Source organism: Duganella sp. AC237 (assembly GCF_979254035.1).
Map to the genome: position 1 here is coordinate 3,000,971 of NZ_CEEDEW010000003.1, position 17,812 is coordinate 3,018,782.

Annotated in this window: 14 protein-coding genes and 1 pseudogene; 8 read left to right on the plus strand and 7 right to left on the minus strand. The window is 64.0% G+C overall.

Features of this window, described 5'->3' with window-relative positions:
• The first annotated feature begins 218 nt into the window (after nt 1-218).
• Nucleotides 219-1,448 carry a putative DNA modification/repair radical SAM protein gene (locus AC0IYS_RS13670; protein WP_471705664.1) on the plus strand — a complete coding sequence of 410 codons (1,230 nt, stop codon included), beginning with the start codon at nt 219-221 and terminating at the stop codon, nt 1,446-1,448.
• Complete coding sequence (locus AC0IYS_RS13675) at nt 1,445-2,878, plus strand: UdgX family uracil-DNA binding protein (protein ID WP_471708859.1); 1,434 nt, start codon at nt 1,445-1,447, stop codon at nt 2,876-2,878. The genes AC0IYS_RS13670 and AC0IYS_RS13675 overlap by 4 nt, the downstream gene beginning before the upstream one ends.
• On the opposite strand, the gene AC0IYS_RS13680 is transcribed toward AC0IYS_RS13675, so the two are convergent.
• Both AC0IYS_RS13680 and AC0IYS_RS13685 read right to left on the minus strand, forming a co-directional pair.
• A complete protein-coding gene (locus tag AC0IYS_RS13680) occupies nt 2,875-3,237 on the minus strand; it encodes a DUF4870 family protein (RefSeq protein ID WP_471705665.1) in 363 nt (120 codons plus the stop codon). The two genes, AC0IYS_RS13675 and AC0IYS_RS13680, sit on opposite strands and share 4 nt — an antisense overlap.
• Nucleotides 3,238-3,377: 140 nt before the next feature.
• The gene (locus AC0IYS_RS13685) at nt 3,378-4,349 is read right to left on the minus strand and encodes an AraC family transcriptional regulator (RefSeq protein WP_471705666.1); all 972 of its coding nucleotides are present in this window, start codon (nt 4,347-4,349) and stop codon (nt 3,378-3,380) included.
• Nucleotides 4,350-4,430: 81 nt separating this feature from the next.
• Between AC0IYS_RS13685 and AC0IYS_RS13690 the strand changes: the two genes are divergently transcribed.
• The 3 genes and pseudogenes from AC0IYS_RS13690 to AC0IYS_RS13700 all read left to right on the plus strand — a co-directional run.
• Entirely contained in the window at nt 4,431-4,907 is a 477-nt protein-coding gene (locus AC0IYS_RS13690; RefSeq protein WP_471705667.1) for a low molecular weight protein-tyrosine-phosphatase, read from the plus strand.
• Between the two features lies 1 nt (nt 4,908).
• Nucleotides 4,909-5,442 carry a GNAT family N-acetyltransferase gene (locus AC0IYS_RS13695; RefSeq protein ID WP_471705668.1) on the plus strand — a complete coding sequence of 178 codons (534 nt, stop codon included), beginning with the start codon at nt 4,909-4,911 and terminating at the stop codon, nt 5,440-5,442.
• 74 nt (nt 5,443-5,516) lie between these two features.
• A pseudogene (locus AC0IYS_RS13700) lies at nt 5,517-6,383 on the plus strand (NAD(P)/FAD-dependent oxidoreductase); the annotation flags it as partial.
• 37 nt (nt 6,384-6,420) lie between these two features.
• On the opposite strand, the gene serB reads toward AC0IYS_RS13700, so the two are convergent.
• From serB to AC0IYS_RS13715, 3 genes are all read right to left on the minus strand, one after another.
• Nucleotides 6,421-7,326: a phosphoserine phosphatase SerB gene (gene serB / locus AC0IYS_RS13705; RefSeq protein WP_471708861.1), complete on the minus strand. Its 906-nt coding sequence runs from the start codon at nt 7,324-7,326 to the stop codon at nt 6,421-6,423.
• Nucleotides 7,327-7,394: 68 nt separating this feature from the next.
• Nucleotides 7,395-10,838, minus strand: a complete 3,444-nt coding sequence (mfd, locus tag AC0IYS_RS13710; protein WP_471705669.1) for a transcription-repair coupling factor — start codon at nt 10,836-10,838, stop codon at nt 7,395-7,397.
• 139 nt (nt 10,839-10,977) lie between these two features.
• Complete coding sequence (locus tag AC0IYS_RS13715) at nt 10,978-11,922, minus strand: 5'-nucleotidase (RefSeq protein WP_471705670.1); 945 nt, start codon at nt 11,920-11,922, stop codon at nt 10,978-10,980.
• A gap of 161 nt (nt 11,923-12,083) precedes the next feature.
• On the opposite strand from AC0IYS_RS13715, the gene AC0IYS_RS13720 reads away from it, so the two are divergent.
• Both AC0IYS_RS13720 and AC0IYS_RS13725 read left to right on the plus strand, forming a co-directional pair.
• Nucleotides 12,084-13,217, plus strand: coding sequence for a GGDEF domain-containing protein (locus tag AC0IYS_RS13720; RefSeq protein ID WP_471705671.1), 1,134 nt, complete (start codon nt 12,084-12,086; stop codon nt 13,215-13,217).
• Nucleotides 13,218-13,458: 241 nt separating this feature from the next.
• Nucleotides 13,459-13,950: a hypothetical protein gene (locus AC0IYS_RS13725; protein WP_471705672.1), complete on the plus strand. Its 492-nt coding sequence runs from the start codon at nt 13,459-13,461 to the stop codon at nt 13,948-13,950.
• A 7-nt stretch (nt 13,951-13,957) separates the two neighbouring features.
• On the opposite strand, the gene AC0IYS_RS13730 is transcribed toward AC0IYS_RS13725, so the two are convergent.
• Entirely contained in the window at nt 13,958-14,359 is a 402-nt protein-coding gene (locus AC0IYS_RS13730; protein WP_471705673.1) for a hypothetical protein, read from the minus strand.
• A 220-nt stretch (nt 14,360-14,579) separates the two neighbouring features.
• Here AC0IYS_RS13730 and AC0IYS_RS13735 point away from each other — a divergent pair, with 220 nt between their 5' ends.
• Nucleotides 14,580-15,260, plus strand: coding sequence for a TetR/AcrR family transcriptional regulator (locus AC0IYS_RS13735; RefSeq protein ID WP_471705674.1), 681 nt, complete (start codon nt 14,580-14,582; stop codon nt 15,258-15,260).
• Nucleotides 15,261-15,277: 17 nt separating this feature from the next.
• Here the strand turns inward: AC0IYS_RS13735 and AC0IYS_RS13740 are convergent, their stop codons facing one another.
• A complete protein-coding gene (locus AC0IYS_RS13740) occupies nt 15,278-17,620 on the minus strand; it encodes a penicillin-binding protein 1A (RefSeq protein WP_471705675.1) in 2,343 nt (780 codons plus the stop codon).
• Between the last annotated feature and the right edge of the window lie 192 nt (nt 17,621-17,812).

Below are 17,812 nucleotides of genomic sequence, written 5' to 3' on the forward strand. Positions count from 1 at the left end.
GATTAGCGTAGCGTAATCCGCCATGTATGCGCCGTCGGCGGTTCAAAGATGGCGGATTACGGCGTTCCGCCTAATCCGCCCTACGTGGAACCGTGGCGGAATTGCGGCCGCCGGCAAAATACCGGGTCAAAGGTCGGACAACGCACACTCTCGATTCCCTATTGCGCTGGATCATTGCTATACTGTGTTTTTATACAGTATCAAGCATCGGGGCGAGCATGGAGTTGACGGACAAGCTGGAGATCCTGGCCGATGCGGCCAAGTATGACGCTTCTTGCGCCAGCAGCGGAGCGCCGAAGCGCAACTCGATCGGCAAGGACGGTTTCGGCGCGACTACCGGCATGGGCATTTGCCACAGCTATACGCCGGACGGCCGCTGCGTGTCGCTGCTGAAAATCCTGCTCACCAATTACTGCCTGTACGATTGCCAATACTGCGTCAACCGCCGCACCTCGAACGTGCCGCGCGCCCGCTTTACTGTGGCTGAAGTGGTTAAATTAACCACCGATTTCTATCTCCGCAATTACATCGACGGGCTGTTTCTCAGTTCCGGCATCATCCAGTCGGCCGATTACACGATGGAGCAGCTGGTGCAGGTGGCGCGCGAACTGCGCGAGGTGCACCAGTTTCGCGGCTACATACACCTGAAGACGATTCCGGACGCCGATCCGGCGCTGATCGCTGCCGCCGGCCGCTACGCGGACCGCTTGAGCGTCAATATCGAGCTGCCGACGCAGGACAGCGTGCAAAAGCTGGCGCCGGAAAAAAGCGTCCACACGATCAAACTGGCGATGGGCTCCATCCGCCGCAAGCTCGATGAAAAGGCAGAGGAGCCCAAGTCGCCGCGTTTCGCGCCGGCCGGGCAGAGCACGCAAATGATCGTCGGCGCCGACGCCAGCGATGACCAGCAGATCCTGACGACCGCGGAGACGCTGTACGGCAGCTACAAGCTCAAACGCGTGTACTACTCGGCCTTCAGCCCGATCCCGCAAAGTCCGAAAAGCGTGCCGCTGGCGCCGCCGCCGATGCTGCGCGAGCACCGGTTGTACCAGGCCGATTTCCTGCTGCGCAGCTACGGCTTCCAGGTGAAAGAGCTGCTGCCGGCGACCGGCAATCTGGCGCTCGACATCGATCCCAAGCTGGCGTGGGCACTGGAGCACCGCGAGCATTTTCCGATGGACCTTAATCGCGCCGAGCCGCACATGATCGCGCGCATCCCCGGCATCGGCTTGCGCAACGCCCAGCGCCTGATCGATCTGCGGCGGCTGCGGCAAATCCGTTACGCCGATCTGTCGCGGCTGCGCTGCAGTATGAAGAAGATTTCGCCTTTCATCATCACGGCCGACTACTTCCCGTCCAACGATGCCGGTCCGTCCGAGCATTTGCGCCGCGCCATGGCCGACGCGCCCCAGCAGATGAACCTGTGGCCGGAGCTGCAGGCGGCATGATGCGGCGGGTGGTCCAGTCGTTCGACGAATGGCGCGACGCGGCACGCGAGCTAATCGCGCGCCACGTCGCGCCCGAATTCGTAGAATGGTTATCGCAGCCGGAGGATGGCGATTTGTTCTCCGCCGCGCCGCTGGAAGAAGCCGGCGGCGCGCCCGACGCCAATGCGACAACGACGACCACCCTGCGGCTGCCGCGCCAGTTGATGGAGCTACTCGTCAGCGCCGCCTGCTTCAGCGCCCCCGACCGCTGGTCCTTTCTGTACAAGGTGGTCTGGCGCTGGCACTTGGGCGAGCGTGATGTGATTTCGCCGGCCGATGCCGATGGCGCGCGGCTGCACGGGATGGTCAAGGCTGTTCATCGGGAGGAGCATGACATGCACGCGTATGTACGTTTTCGCGAACGCAAGGAAGAGGATGGCGCGCCGCGCTTCGTCGCCTGGTTCGAACCCACGCACGAAGTGCTGCCGCAGGTGGCGCGGCATTTCGCCCGCCGCATGGGCAATGTCACGTGGATGATCGCCACGCCGGCGGCGGCCGTGCTGTGGGATGGCGAACATCTGCACGAGGCGCCGTCGCTGATGCGCAGCGCGGCCGATATCGAGGACGCCGGCGAGGCGCTGTGGCTGACCTACTACCGCAGCATCTTCAACCCCGCGCGCCTGAACGCCGACCTGCTGCGCAGCCATATCCCGTCGCGTTTCTGGAAGAATTTGCCGGAAGGGGCGATCGTGCCGGCGATGGTCAGCGCGGCGGCCAATGGCGAGCGGCGCACCGGCCAGACCGGCACCGTGGGCCGGCGCGGCGGCGCCACCACCATCCCGATCGCCCCGGAACGCGCGCAGCCGCAGCGCGAGCAGCCTACCACGCTCGACCAATGCCGCCGCTGCGACCTGTGGGAGAACGCAACGCAAGCGGTGCCCGGCGTCGGGCCGAAGCGGGCGCGCATCATGCTCGTCGGCGAGCAGCCGGGCGATCAGGAGGATTTACAGGGACTGCCGTTCGTCGGCCCGGCCGGCGCGGTGCTGGAGAAGGCCATGGCGCAGGCGGGCATGGAGCGCGACAGCATCTACCTGACCAACGCCGTCAAGCACTTCAAGTGGGAGCTGCGCGGCAAACGCCGGCTGCACAAGACGCCGGCGCAGAAGGAGATCTCCGCCTGCCACCTTTGGCTGGAGGAGGAGTTGGCGCGCGTGCGTCCGGACGTGGTGGTGGCGCTCGGCAGCACGGCGCTGAAATCGGTGCTGCAGGACGGCAGCGTGACGATGAAGTCGGTGATGGACGCGCCGGTCCAGCACGACGGACGCTGGGTGGTGACGGTGTACCATCCGTCGTACGTGCTGCGGGCGCCGGACGAGGCCACGCGCCGGCAGGCCTACGAGGTGATCGTCGAAGGCCTGCGAGAGGCGAAGCGCTTGCTCGGCGACGATTAGATTGGCGCGGCCGAGTTTTCGTTGAGGCGGATAAAACCGATGATTAAGCGATAGGCTTTCCAGATCCAGGCGCCGACCCACACCAGCCAGGCGACCGGAATGCCGATGATGGTGGCCGCCAGCAGGCCGCCAACGGCCATCCAGACCACGTACCACCAGAATGAGCGGATCATCCACGTGTGATGGCTGTGCACGAACGTGCCCTCCGTGCCCGGGCGCTGCACGTAATTGACGATCAGCGGTATCACCGAGAACAAGCCCAGCGAAAAAACGAAACTCACGCCGTGGACCACGTAGAGCCACCATGCGGTGGTCTTAGCAGAGCCGACCCGGCTATCCAGAACCAATTCCTGCGACATGGTATTTCCTTTAAAGTTGATGGATCTGATACGCAGTATAGCAACGTGATTTCGGCTTGGGCGTACAAATTGCGCCAAAAAGTCCCGGCGAGGCCGGCAAAGGTGCGATGCCGCACGCCGGCCGGCCTCCGTTCCGGGTGCTACAGCGGCCGCACCGGAATGCAGATGTCGCATACCATCTGGCCGTTTTGCGGATTGGTCACGGTGTCCGGCCCGAACATTTCGAAGCAGGGCCGGTCGTCGCATTGCAAGCCGCTTTCCGGCAGCCAGTTGCGCGTGAGCCAAGTCCAGGCGTCGGCGATGGCGGCGGGCGGGCCCTCGAAGCGGGCAACGGCATAGCGGCCGCCGGGCAGGGTGGCGATGTCGGCCAAACCGCCGGCGTCGAAGCTGGCCGGGACCACGACGCAGGCGTCGTAGCGGCACTTGTCTGGCGGGGTGATGCTGGGATCGTCGAGGCCGACGCCGTAGCACGTCTGCTGGCCGAGGCCGTGCGACTGTATCCAAGGCGCAACCGTCGCGCGCCAAAAGGTGCCGATACTGGGGCCGTACGGCCCGATGTAACGGTGGTACGCCACGCGCGCGGCGGGCAGGTCGATGATGCTCACGTTCATACGGAAATCTCCTTGGTCGTTGTTGGAGACGTCATCGTCGTCGATGCCGCGTTGCGGGGTCTGATCGAACTTGCTCAGTACCTGATCCAGATTGCTGTCGGTGTGACGGCCGCCGGTCGGCAGCGCTTGCGCGGCCAGGCGCTGGCGGGTGTCCAGGCGCCATTCGGTCGGCGTGCAGCCGAACTTGAGCTTGAAGGCGCGCGAGAAGGCCTCGCCCGAGCCGAAGCCGGTCGCGAGCGCCGTCTCCAGCACGGATACCGCCGGCTTGCAGCTGAGCCGAAAGGCCGCCTTCTCCAGCCGCCTGCGGCGCGCGTAGTCGCCCAGCGTTTCGCCCATCCAGGCGGCGAACACGCGGTGAAAATGGTAGGGCGAGAAATTCGCCACCTCGGCCAGCTGCCGCAGGTCGAGCGGCTGGTCCAGATGCTGGTCGATATAGTTGAGCACGCGGTTCATTCGCCGCGTGTATTCGGCGCGCGGCGAGGGGTGGGAAGTGTTGGTCATATGCTAATTATAGCAATGCGATGGCATTCCCTTGGCGGCTGGCGTAAAGTAGCCGCTTCTGTGTTCTTTCCGAGTGTCGTCATGAGCAAAGCTGTTTCGGTGCTGTTCGTTTGCATGGGTAATATCTGCCGTTCGCCCACCGCGGAAGGCGTGTTCCGCCATCGCGTGGAGGCCGCCGGCCTGGGCGGGCGTTTCGTCATCGACTCCGCCGGCACCCACGGTTACCACGTCGGCGAACCGCCGGACACGCGCTCGATGGAGTTCGCCGCCAGGCGCGGTTACGACCTGTCGGCCCAGCGCTCGCGCAAGGTGGCGGCTGCGGACTTCGAAGCCTTCGACCATGTGCTGGCGATGGACCACGACAATTTGCGCCTGCTGGAGGCGGCCTGTCCGCCGCAGCACCGGCATAAACTGGGCCTGTTCATGGCGCACGCCAGCCGTAGCGGGTCGGAGGTGGTGCCCGATCCCTACTACGGCGGCGGGCGCGGTTTCGATCTGGTGCTCGACTATATCGAGGACGCCTCGGACGGTCTGATCGCATTGTTGCTGGCGAAATAGCATGGCGATCCTGACCGGCGACGGCCTGTGTCTGCGTCCGCTGCTGCTGGCGGACGCGCCGGCGTTGACGCGCGCCGCGCTGGAATCGGTATCGACCGTCGGCGTGTGGCTGCCGTGGTGCGATGCTGACTTCACGCTCGACGACGCCGAGCACTGGGTGCACACCTGCGACGCCGATCGCGCCGAGGGCAGCGCCTTCAGCGTGGGCATCTTCGACGCCGACGGCGGGGACTACCTCGGCGGCATCGGCATCAACCACATCAATCGCGAACATGACTTTGCCAATTTGGGTTTCTGGGTGCGGCAATCGCGCCAGGGCGAGAGGATCGCGCCGCGCGCGGCCCGGCTGATGGCCGCCTATGGTTTCGCCAAACTTGGCTTGACGCGGCTGGAGATCGTCGCGGCCGAGCAGAATGAGCGCAGCCGCAAGGTGGCCGAGAAGGCCGGCGCGCGTTTCGAAGGCATTTTGCACAATCGCCTGGTCATACGCGGCGTGGCGGTGCCGGCCGCGATGTATTCGCTGCTGCCGGCGTGATGTCGGTTAAATCCCACGCCGATGTGGGCCGCGCGCTGATTTGACGCCCGGCCGGTCCGTTGGATACTGGCGCCATGAATGCGATCAGCCCCAATGGCACATTTTCCTGCGATGTCCTGATTATCGGCGGCGGCCCTGGCGGGCTGCAGGCCGCGATCTATCTGCGTCGTTTCCAGCGCAACGTCGTGATTATCGACAAGGGCCACAGCCGCCTGTCGCTGATACCGGTGACGCACAACTACGGCGGCTTCCCGGAAGGCATACCGGGACATCAGCTGCAGCAGCGCTTGCGCGATCAGTTGGCGCGCTACGATACCCACGTCACCTCGGGCGAGGTGACCCGCCTCGTCGAAGAGGATGATGGTTTTGGCGCCGATTTTAACGACACGCGGGTACACGCGCGCATGGTGATCCTGGCCAGCGGCGTGGCCGACGCCGGACTGCCGATCGAAAACTGGCGCGAGGCGGTGCGCAGCGGCGCCGTGCGTCTGTGCCCCGTTTGCGACGGCTACGACGTGTTGGACAAGAAGATCGCGGTGATCACGTCGCCCGCCAACCCGGTAGGCCATGCGGTTTTCATGCGGACCTTTTCGGCCGATGTGACGTTGTTCGAGCGAGACGACGCCGCGCCGCTGGACGCCGAACAGCGGATTCGCCTGCAGCAGGCGGGCGTGCGCTATGTCCAATCGCCGGTCAAGGGCGTGGGCATGACGACGGAGATGACCCCCGTGCTCCACACCGGCGACGGTGCCGAGCACCACTTCGATGTTCTGTATCCGATGCTGGGTGAAACGGCGCGTTCGGAGCTGGCGACTGCATTGGGCGCGCAAATGGAGCCCGAGTGCGGCGAACTGCTGGTCGATGAATATCAGCGCACCAGCGTGCCGGGACTGTATGCGGTCGGCGACGTGGTGAAAGGTTTGAATCAAATCAGCGTGGCGATGGGGCAGGGCGCTGTGGCGGCGACCAACATCCACGCTAATTTAACGCCGCAATGGCGCCCCGCCCCGGAGGATGCCGGAGTGGTGGCGCGCCACCGGTCAGGTTCAACAGGGGCAGGATGCCGTCCAGGCCGACAAAGTTCAGCGCGACATTGGCTTGTTCGCGCACCACCGGCTTGGCGCGGAAGGCCACCGACATGCCCGAGATGCCCATCATTTTCAGGTCGTTGGCGCCGTCGCCCATGACGATCGCCTCCGACGGCGCGATGCCCAGTTCCGCGCATACGCGTTCCACCGTGCGCTTCTTTTCCTCGGCGTCGACGATGGTGCCGATCACCCTGCCCGTCAACCTGCCGTCGACCACTTCCAGTTCGTTGGCGTTGGTATAGTCCAGGTCCAGGCGCTTTTTCAGGCGTTCGGTGAAGAAGGTGAAGCCGCCCGACACCAGCAGCGTTTTCAGGCCGGCCTGGCGTACGGCGGTGAGCATGTTCTCGGCGCCCGGCGACAACTGCAGGCGCTCGTCGTAGACGCGCTCCAGCGCCGAGGCGTCCAACCCTTCAAGCAGCGCCACGCGGCGCTTGAGGCTTTCGGCGAAATCGAGTTCGCCGCGCATGGCCGCTTCGGTGATCTCGGACACTTGCGGCTTTAAACCCTGCATGTCGGCGATTTCGTCGATGCACTCGATGGTGATCAGGGTCGAATCCATGTCCATGGCGACGAGCTTGAATTCGCTCATCTTGTGCATGCCGATCGAGTACGTGGCGTCCAGTTGCGCCGCCTGGGCGGCCACCTCGATGGTCTGGCGCAGCGCCGGCGAGAAGGTGATGCCTTCGCAGCGCAGCGCGCGCTCGTTGATCCAGCTGACGGTTTTCGGTGCGGTGAGGGCGGCGATGCGTTCAAGTCGGGCTTTACAATCGTCGAGCCCCTGTAAAACCAGGTTCATGGTGTCTTTGGCGTTTTTCATAAAATTTAGCGTTGTTTGGGCTAATGCATCAAGGTACGACGCCAGCCTCAGGCGGTCAACTGTTTGATGGCGCCTTTGATCTGCGCGACACGCGCGGCGAGATCCGGCATGTTGGCGGTGATCTTGAGTTTGTCTTGGCCATTGAGCTTGATCTGGCGGTTTTTTTGTATCAGTTCGATAATGCGCATCGGATCGATCGGCGGCTTGGCCATGAACTGCAGGGTGGCTGCTTCGCCATGCGCGTCGATCTTGATGATGCCGACCTTCTTGGCGGCGATGCGCAGACGGTGCGTTTCGATCAGCGCCTTGACGGCGTCCGGCAGCTTGCCGAAGCGGTCGATCATCTCTTCCTGCATGTCGTCGATCTTGTCCTGGACCGTGCAGTTGGCCATGCGTTTATAAATCGACAAGCGCTCGTGCACATCGCCGCAGAAGTCGGCTGGCAGCAGCGCCGGCACGTGCAGGTTGATCTCGGTGGTGGTGGCCAGCGGCGCGGCCAGGTCGGGCTCCTTGCCCGCCTTGAGCGAGCGCACCGCTTCGTTGAGCATGTCCGAATACAGCTGGAAGCCGATTTCGGTCATCTCGCCGGACTGGCTGTCGCCGAGCACCTCGCCGGCGCCGCGGATCTCCAGGTCGTGCATCGCCAGATAGAAGCCGCTGCCCAGTTCTTCCATCTGCTGGATGGCGTCGAGGCGGCGCTGCGCCTGTTTGGTCAGCGACTGCACGTCCGTCACCAGCAGGTAGGCGTAGGCCTGGTGATGCGAGCGGCCCACGCGCCCGCGCAGCTGGTGCAGCTGCGCCAGGCCGAACTTGTCGGCGCGGTGCATGATGATGGTGTTCGCGGTCGGCACGTCGATGCCGGTTTCGATAATCGTGGTGCACAGCAGGATGTTGAAGCGCTGCGCCACGAAGTCGCGCATCACCTTTTCCAGGTCGCGCTCGTGCATCTGGCCGTGGGCGACGGCGATGCGCGCCTCCGGCAGCAGCTCGGTGAGCATCGCCATGCGGTTCTGGATGGTCTCGACCTCGTTGTGCAGGAAATACACCTGGCCGCCGCGTTTGAGTTCGCGCAGGCAGGCTTCGCGGATGATCGATTCGCCCTCGCTGCGCACGAAGGTCTTGATCGCCAGCCGCTTTTGCGGCGCCGTGGCGATGACGGAGAAATCGCGCAGGCCTTCGAGCGCCATGCCCAAGGTGCGCGGAATCGGCGTGGCGGTCAGCGTCAGCACGTCCACTTCGGCGCGCAGGGACTTGAGCGCCTCCTTCTGGCGCACGCCGAAGCGGTGTTCCTCGTCGATGATGACCAGGCCCAGTCGGGTGAACTTGACGTCGTCCGACAGCAGCTTGTGGGTGCCGATGACGATGTCCAGCGTGCCGTCGGCCATGCCCTTGATCGCCTGCGTGATCTCCTTGCCGGTGCGGAAACGCGACATTTCGGCGATGCGCACCGGCCAGTCGGCGAAGCGGTCGGCGAAGGTTTGCGCATGTTGTTCCGCCAGCAGCGTGGTCGGCGCCAGGATGGCGACCTGGCGGCCGCCCATGACGGCGATGAAAGCGGCGCGCAGGGCGACCTCGGTCTTGCCGAAGCCGACGTCGCCGCACACCAGCCGGTCCATCGGCTTGCCCGAGGTCATATCCTTGATGACGTTGTTGATCGCTTCCTGCTGGTCCGGCGTTTCGTCGAAGCCGAAGCTGTCGGCGAAGCGCTCGTAGTCGTGCGCCGAATATTCGAACGCGTGGCCTTCGCGCAGCGCGCGGCGGGCGTACAGGTTCAGTAGCTCGGCGGCGGTGTCGCGCACCTGCTCGGCGGCCTTGCGCTTGGCCTTTTCCCACTGGCCCGAGCCGAGCGAGTGCAGCGGCGCGTCCTCCGGCGAGGCGCCTGAGTAGCGCGAGATCACGTGCAACTGCGACACCGGCACATACAGCTTGGTGTCCTTGGCGTATTCCAGGTGCAGGAATTCGGTTTCGCCTTCGCCCAGGTCCATGCTGGTCAGGCCCATGTAGCGCCCGATGCCGTGGTTGATGTGGACCACCGGATCGCCGATTTTCAGCTCCGACAGGTCGCGCACCATCGACTCAACCTGGGTGACGGCTTCCTGCTTCTTCTTGCCGACGCGGCGGCCCGAACCCGCATACAGCTCGGTCTCGGTGATGAAAATCAGGTTTTCGTTCGGCGTCGAGAGCTCGAAGCCGGCGTGCAGCGGCGCCACGCCCAGGGCCAGTTTGGCGCTCGAGGTGGCGAAGCCTTCGAAGCCCTCGACCGGGGTCAGTGCGAGATCGTATTCGGCGAAGTACTGCTGCAGCGTTTCGCGGCGGCCGTTCGATTCGGCGCAGATCATCACGCGGCGGCCCGCTTGCAGCAGGTAGGCGCGCAGGTTGGTCAACGGGTCGTCGTTGTGGCGGTTGACGGCGATGTTGGGCACCGGGGCGGACAGCTCGGAGGCGCCACTGTCGGCATCCTTGGAGATCGCCAGCCGCGCGTAGGGCTTGGCTAATGTGAAGAACTGCTCGTCCGACAGGAACAGCGCTTCCGGCGACAGGATCGGGCGCTCGCGGTCGGCCTTCAGGAAGCGGTAGCGAGAGCCGGTGTCGGTCCAGAAGCGTTTGATGGCGGCATCGATGTCGCCCACCAGTGCCAGCGCGGCGCCTTGCGGCAGGTAGTCGAACAAGGTGGCCGTGTCTTCGAAGAACAGCGGCAGGTAGTATTCGATACCGGCCGATGCGATGCCGCTGGAGATATCCTTGTAGACCACCGAGCGCGAAGGATCGCCTTCGAACTGTTCGCGCCAGCGGCTGCGGAAGGTGGTGCGCGCCGCTTCGTCCATCGGGAATTCGCGGCCCGGCAGCAGGCGCACCTCGTTGACCGGGTACAGCGAGCGCTGGGTGTCGGCGTCGAAGGTGCGGATGGTTTCGATGGTGTCGCCGAACAGGTCGAGGCGGTAGGGCAGCGCTGAGCCCATCGGGAACAGGTCGATCAAGCCGCCGCGCACCGAGTATTCGCCGGGCGACATCACCTGCGTCACGTGCGTGTAGCCGGCCAGGGTCAGTTGCGCTTTCAGGCGCGCCTCGTCGAGCGATTCGCCTTTTTTGAAGAAGAAGGTGTACCCCGCCAGGAACGACGGCGGCGCCATGCGCACCAGCGCCGTGGTGGCCGGCACCAGCATCACGTCGCACTGGCCGCTGGAGATCTCGTGCAGGGTGGCCAGGCGCTCGGACACCAGGTCCTGGTGCGGCGAGAAGGCGTCGTAGGGCAGCGTTTCCCAATCCGGCAGCAAATGGCAGCGCAGCTTGTCGCCGCCGAACCATGGAATCTCGTCGAGCAGGCGTTGGGCGTCGCTGGCGTTGGCGACGATCACGGCCAGCATCTGGCCCTGCGATTTCAGTTCGAGCGCGGTGAGCGCGAGCGCGTAGGCATCCGACGAGCCGTGCAAGGTGGGCAGGGCGAAGCGGTTACCTGGTTTGGGAATCGATTTGGCTAAGACTAAGGGCACAATAAGGGCGACGCAGATTTAACGGTTACGGGTGGTTAGTCAACGGTCAGGCGGCGCCGCAATGGCAGCGCCGATGCCGACATTATAGACGATGCCCGCCAGCGCCGTGGTCCGGCCTGACCCGGTGTCGGACGGCCAATCAGATGGCCAGCTTGGGCGGCCGGTTGGCCACGCCGAACGGCACGTGCACCATCGGGATGTTGCCGCCGACCGACTTCAAATGACTCAGCTGGTCGTCGAAGAAGATGTGCGGCTTGAAGATGGCCAGCACCCGCGATTTCTCCATGCCGCCGAGGAAAAACGTCTCGTTGGCCGATACGCCCCAGCTTTTGAGCGTGGTGACGACGCGCTCGTGCGAGGGCGCGCTGCGCGCCGTGATGATGGCGATGCGCAGGATCTTTTTATAGCCGGGATCGCGCCGCTGCGCCCGTTCCTCCAGCCGCTGCATCAGCGACAGCTTCTGGAACAGGTCGGCCAGCGGTCCCGGCTGGTGCGGGATCGCCACCCGCTCGCGCTCGTGGGCGTGGAATTCGTCGACGTCGTTGTTGCGCTTGAAGACGGTTTCGGATTCGTCGTCGGCGATCACGCCGTCGAAGTCGAAGGCCACGCGCAGCTCGGTATCGTCATCGTCGTCCTGGGTGCGCGAGGGCAGCACCAGCCCGGCCGGATAATTGGCCTCGAGCGCGTTGCGCACGTCTTCCTCGTTGGCGCTGAGAAACAGCGAGGTGTTAAAGGCGGGCAAGTAGGTGTAAGGCGACTTGCCGGTGACGAAGCAGGCGCGCGAGATGTCGAGGTTGTAGTGGGCGATCGAATTCATCACGCGCAGGCCGGTCTCGGGCGAGTTGCGCGACAGCAGGACGACCTCGACAGGCGACGATTGCGCATAGTGTTTGTTGATGCCGAGAAAGCGCCGGATGAACGGAAAAGCCACACCCTTGCCCAGTATTACATCTATATGCTGCTCCTGATACTTTCGGTATTCCTCGGCGCCGCCCTCCAGGTAGATCTTGTGGGATTCGGTGAGGTCGAACAGCGCGCTGGAAGCGATGCCGATGACCAGTTTGTGCTCAATTGGGTAAGCCATGGTTACAGTGCGCAGGTTGCTGTGCCGGGTTGCTAGAAGTGCCACTCTACCCGATTCACACGGACAACGGCGGGCATATCAGAAATTTCATCGCGGCAACTGTCGATTGGTTCTATACTGCGCTGTTTTCGACCAACCCTTGCTCATCGCGGACATCCGGCGTGCTTCATCTCGAAACCCTGTTACTGGTCCATTTGTGCGTAACCCTGCTGACCACGGCGTTGGTTGCCGCGTCCGCCAACTACGCGGACAGCCCGCCCGAGTTGCGCTGGTGGGCGGCGGGCAATGTCTGCGTGTCGGCGGGCGTGGTCGTGACGCTGCTGGAGACGTTGCCGGCGCTGCTCACCAGCGTGGCCGGCTACGGCATCATCGCCTTCGGGCTGGCGTTGGTGCTGCGCGGCCTGCGCGTGTACGGCGCGGCCACCTTGTCGTGGCCGATGATCGCGCTCATCACCGGCCTGGCGCTGCTGTTTCCTGGTTACTACACCTTGGTCGAACCCAGCCGTTGCGCGCGGCTGGTGTTCAGCGGCTTCTATTTCGGCCTGCTCAATTTATGGTGCGCCGCCGCCATCGCGCGCCATGGCGGCTGGCGTGTCGATTGCATCGGCGTGACCGGCTTTGTCGCGCTCGGCTGTGCGCTGCTGCTGCGCGGTACGCACATGCTGCTGGATACCAATTTGTCCGATCCGACCAACGCGCTGATGATGGGGGTGACGGCCCTGGTGATTCCGCTAGCGCAGATCTGCATCTCGTTCGGGCTGATCGTGATGGTGATGCGGCGTTACGCCGAGCGCCTGCGCCGGCTGTCGACGCTCGACACCTTGACCGGCACGCTCAACCGCGCCGGCCTGGAGCTGCAGGGCAAGCGGGTGGCGCTGCGCGCCCAGCGCGGCGGGCGGAGCCTGGCGGTGGTCATGATCGATGCCGATCATTTCAAGGCGATCAACGATAGCCACGGCCACCTGGTCGGCGACGAGGTGTTGCGCCATTTGTCGGCCTTGCTGAGGATGGAGTTGCGGCCACATGATGTGCTGGCGCGCTTCGGCGGCGAGGAGTTCGTGCTGGTGCTCGATGATTTGAACCTGGCCGACGCGTTGCGGCTGGCCGAGCGTTTGCGGGCGGGCATCGAGCTGACCGTGGTGTCGACCGGCGAAGTGACGGTGCGCTTCACCGCCAGCCTTGGCGTGGCTTGCTCGGATCAGCATGGCTACGACCTGATCCGGCTGATCTCGGCCGGCGACGCAGCCTTGTACGAGGCCAAGCGGGCCGGGCGCAATCGCGTGACCGCCGGTTAAATTGTCACGCTGATGCGCAGGTGGCGATTGTCCCCGGCGCGCCACACTGTGTGCGATAACTGTTGACGTGAAATCCGCCGACCCGCATATTGTGTGTGATTCGAACAATAAGCAAGCCACCTCGTGGCGTAGCGGTACAGTGAAGCAGCCCCCTGGCTGCTTTTTTTGTCTGATACGCCTCAATCGAAGCGCGGGTAGCGTGTGTTAACTTGGTCATTCCGCCGTGCCCCGAGGAGCGATCATGCCTGCCAACAACGAAGAAAATCCGATTGAAAACGCGTCTCGTGGCGCATATGATGGACGTGTCGAAGTACGTCTCGCAGTGGTCGAGAAACGCATGTCGGCTGTGGAGGTGGATGTGGCTGTGATACGAACCAGCTTTGCGACCAAGGAAGATGTGCAGTCGCTGCGCAATGAGATTCACGCGTCCACCGAGCGAATTATCGGGCTGCTGCACGAGCATAAGCTGGAGTTCAATAATGCGCTGGCCAAACAGCGCGAGGAATTCAAGGACGCGCTGGCCAAACAGCGCGAGGACTTTTTCGCGGCCCTGTCCGCTCAACGCGAGGAATTCAAGGACGCTCTGGCCAACCAGCGCGACGAGTTCAAGGATGCGCTGGTGGAACAGCGCATCACTTTGTATAACATGCAGATTTCCCACATGTGGAAGCTGTACGGCTTTGCCTCACTGCTCATGACGGGCGTTTACTTCATCGCCCGCTACGTCCATTGAACCGCGGTCACACCGCGCTGACGATGATCGTCACGCGGCGGTTCTGGGCACGCCCGGCTTCGGTGGTATTGTCAAACCCGAATGTCACCCGTCCGCCGACGTCGCCGCCACCGTCGGTGCTCAGGCTCTTTTCCCAGCCGCGCGTGGTCGGCTTGAATCCCAGCGACTGCTGCGCCGCCTGGCGCGCCGTAATGACGGGCGCGGCCGGCTCGACCGGTTTGGTGGCGGCGCAAGCGCCCAGCAGGCCGGCGGTCAGCGAATGTCGATGAACAGCACGGCGGCGCGTTCCTCCAGGCGGCGGCAGCGCGCCCGGCCAACGCGTGTATTGGACGATGCCCAGCACCAGATCGGCCAGTTCGTCGATGCTGGCGGTGGTTTGCGCCAGCGTAGCCCCCGGCACCGCCGACATGACCGCGATCAGTAAGCGCCAGACGGGAAGAGGTCGGAGGAGTTGCAGGGAGCCGATGTTCGGGGTGGAATGAAGGTGGAATGAAGGTGGAATTTTGCTGTTATTGTGTCCGAAAAACAAGTGGAATATAGGTAAAACACTCATTTTTAGAGCGGGGGCGCGGGAGCCCTGTGCTAAGATGAACGGAGACGTTATTAATAAAACCACATCAGAGACCATCTTGCGGGCACAATTCGACTTGGAACAATTCCAGAGCATGACGCCGCTGGACGGCGTCAATATCTGGTCTTATCTGCTGGACCGCAATGCCGAGCGCATCACGGTCAAACGCCGCAAGCCGGCGCTGGAAAACCTCGAACGCATCTTCAACGCCACCTTCAAGCTGGCCAACGAGGTCGGCTTCCGCGCGATGAATTTGCGCGACCTGTGCCACGAGACCGGCCTGTCGATGGGCGGCCTGTACGGTTATATCAGCAACAAGGATCAACTGGCCGAGATGATCGAGGACGTGGTGCGCCACGCGACCCACGAGATGCCGCGCCTGTTCGACGACCTGGCCGAGCCGCTCGACAAGCTGGAGGCGCTGATCCGCGCATCGATCTACGTGTCCGAGATTTTGCAGCCGTGGTTTTATTTCGTTTTCATGGACTCGCGCGTGCTGCAGGCGCAGCACCGGCACACCGCCAAGGCGTCGGAGCTGTACGTGCAGTCGCTGTTCGCCGACGTCATCGCGCAGATTCCGGGCCGCCCGCCGGGCAGCGCGGACCTCGTCGCGGCGCATATCATGGCCACCTTCCAGGACTGGTACGTCAAGCGCTGGAAGTACCGCGCCGCCAATGTCACGCCCGACATGTTCGCCGACAGCGCCGTGCGGATGATGCGCGGCTATCTGTCGGCCTGAGCATTCCGGTAGCGCGGTTACTGGCTGCGCGGGGCCGGCGCCGGCGCTGGCACCGGTACCGGCGCGATGTTCTCCGCGCCGGTCGCCATCGGCACCATGTTCTCGGCGCCCGGCGGCGTCTCCTCGATGTCCAGCGTGGTACGCGCCGCGTCGCCGGTGAATTCGTCGTACAGCCACTCGCCGCCAACCTGCGTCATGCCCGCCGGGACCGGCCGGTCCTGCGGCGGACGGCCCTTCATCGCCACCTTCATGTAATCGATCCAGATTGGCAGCGCCACGGTGGCGCCGAACTCCTTGCCGCCCAACGATTTCGAATCGTCGTAACCCATCCACGATACCGCCACGATGCCGCCGCCGTAGCCGGCGAACCAGCCGTCGACCGCTTCGCTGGAGGTGCCGGTTTTGCCGGCCATGTCGTGACGGCCCAGGCGCGCCACGGCGCCGCCGGTGCCGGTGCGCGTCACTTCGCGCATCATGCTGTCGGTGACAAAGGCGTTGCGCGGATCGATCACGCGGGCCTCGTCGGGCAGGGTGGTGCGGGGCTTGGCCTCGCTAATGATCTTGCCCTCGCCATCGACGATTTTGGCGATCAGATACGGCTCGACCGCGTAGCCGCCATTGGCGAACACCGAGTAGGCGCCGGCCATCTGCGCCGGCGTGACCGAGCCTGTGCCCAGCGCCATGGTCAGGTTCTTCGGATGCTTGGCCAGGTCGAAACCGAACTTGCCCAGGTAGTTGTGCGCGTAAGGCACGGTGATCGAACGCAGGATGCGCACCGACACCACGTTCTTCGATTCGGCCAGCGCGTAGCGCATGGTGATCGGGCCGTCGAACTTGCCGTCGTCGTTGCGCGGGCTCCATGGCTCGTTGCCCGTTTCGGCGCTGGTCAGGTCGAGCGGCGCGTCGTTCAGCAGTGTCGCCGGCGAAAAGCCCTTTTCCAGCGAGGCCGAATAGACGAAAGGCTTGATCGCGGAACCGGGCTGGCGCCAGGCCTGAGTGACGTGGTTGAACTTCTGCAGGTTGTAATCGAAACCGCCGACCAGCGCGTGGTAGCCGCCGCTGACGGCGTCGATGGAGACGAAGGCCGCCGCCACCAGCGGCACCTGCGAGATCGACCAGGCGTCCTTATTACCCTGCATGATGCGGATCACCGCCCCGGGCCGCAGGCGCACGGCGTCCTTTGCCTTGTCGGTGAGGGCGCCGGCGGCCAAGCGCAGGCCGTCGCCGGTGATGGTGATCTCCTCGCCGGCCGGGTTTTGCACCTTGACCGCTTTCGGACCCGCTTCCAGCACCACGGCCGGAATCAGGCGGTCGCTGCTCGGGCGCTTCTGCAGCGCTTCCTCGATGGCGTCGTCGCGCTCCTCCTCGCCGGCCGGCAAGGTGATGAAGGCCTCCGGGCCGCGATAGCCGTGGCGCTGGTCGTAGTTGAGCACATTGCGGCGCACCGATTCATACGCCGCGTCCTGGTCCGCCTTGAGGATGGTGGTGTAGACGCTGATCCCCTTGGTGTACGAGTCCTCCTTGAACTGGGCGTAGACGACCTGGCGCGCCAGTTCGGCCACGTATTCGGCATGGGTCTCGAACTGCTGCCCGCGGGTACTCACGCGCAAGGTCTGGTGCAGCGCCTTCTGGTACTGCTCTTCGGTGATGTAATCGAGGTCGCGCATCGACGCCAGCACCACGCGCTGGCGTTGTTTGGCGCGTTTCGGATTGACCGCCGGGTTGTGGCGGGCCGGGTTTTGCGGCAGGCCGGCCAGCATGGCCATTTCGGCGACATCGAGCTCCTTGATCGATTTGCCGAAATAGGTCTGCGCCGCGCTGCCAAAGCCGTACGAGCGCTGGCCCAGGTAGATCTGGTTCATGTACAGCTCCAGGATCTCGTCCTTGCTCAGCGCCGCCTCGATCTTCAGTGCCAGCATGACCTCATTGAGCTTGCGGCCGTAGAATTTGTCGCGGGTCAGGAAAAAATTGCGCGCCACCTGCATGGTGATGGTGGAACCGCCCTGGCGGCGCGACCCGCCGCCCACATTGGCGCGCGCCGCACCCAGCGCGCGGCGCCAGTCGATGCCATTATGGTCATAAAAACGCTTGTCCTCGATGGCCAGCACCGCTTTTTTCATCAGCTCCGGCATGTCCTTGATCGGGACGAAGTCGCGGTGTTCCTCGCCGAATTCGCCGATCAGGGCGTTATCGGCGGTGTAGACGCGCAGCGGAATCTTGGGTCGGTAGTCGGTCACGGCGTCGAGCGCCGGCAGATTGGGCGCCACGATAAGCAGCAGGTAGGCCAGCAGCAGGCCGCCGGCGATCAGGGCGGCCGCGCCGGCCACGATGAAGCCCCGGATGGCGTTACGGCGGGTCATCCACTTGGGTAGTGCGGTAGGGGAAGCGGTCAAAGCTCGGTCTCACGATGGTCACAGGTGGGCCGATTATAGACCATCAAAATTTCGTTCCGAATTTGATCTTCCTTAACGGAACGTGGCTTTTTGGGCTGGAATAGGTGCCGCACACTATGAGGAATGGCAAATTTCACGTAACGTAGAGTAACTTAGAGG

Excerpts from the sequence above, each read along its gene's own strand:
- AC0IYS_RS13670 (WP_471705664.1), top strand. The coding sequence starts at position 219 with ATGGAGTTGACGGACAAGCTGGAGATCCTGGCCGATGCGGCCAAGTAT.
- AC0IYS_RS13690 (WP_471705667.1), top strand. The coding sequence starts at position 4,431 with ATGAGCAAAGCTGTTTCGGTGCTGTTCGTTTGCATGGGTAATATCTGC.
- AC0IYS_RS13730 (WP_471705673.1), bottom strand. The coding sequence starts at position 14,359 with ATGTCGGCGGTGCCGGGGGCTACGCTGGCGCAAACCACCGCCAGCATC.
- AC0IYS_RS13680 (WP_471705665.1), bottom strand. The coding sequence starts at position 3,237 with ATGTCGCAGGAATTGGTTCTGGATAGCCGGGTCGGCTCTGCTAAGACC.
- AC0IYS_RS13725 (WP_471705672.1), top strand. The coding sequence starts at position 13,459 with ATGCCTGCCAACAACGAAGAAAATCCGATTGAAAACGCGTCTCGTGGC.
- AC0IYS_RS13740 (WP_471705675.1), bottom strand. The coding sequence starts at position 17,620 with ATGACCCGCCGTAACGCCATCCGGGGCTTCATCGTGGCCGGCGCGGCC.
- AC0IYS_RS13695 (WP_471705668.1), top strand. The coding sequence starts at position 4,909 with ATGGCGATCCTGACCGGCGACGGCCTGTGTCTGCGTCCGCTGCTGCTG.
- AC0IYS_RS13715 (WP_471705670.1), bottom strand. The coding sequence starts at position 11,922 with ATGGCTTACCCAATTGAGCACAAACTGGTCATCGGCATCGCTTCCAGC.
- serB (WP_471708861.1), bottom strand. The coding sequence starts at position 7,326 with ATGAACCTGGTTTTACAGGGGCTCGACGATTGTAAAGCCCGACTTGAA.
- AC0IYS_RS13685 (WP_471705666.1), bottom strand. The coding sequence starts at position 4,349 with ATGACCAACACTTCCCACCCCTCGCCGCGCGCCGAATACACGCGGCGA.
- AC0IYS_RS13675 (WP_471708859.1), top strand. The coding sequence starts at position 1,445 with ATGATGCGGCGGGTGGTCCAGTCGTTCGACGAATGGCGCGACGCGGCA.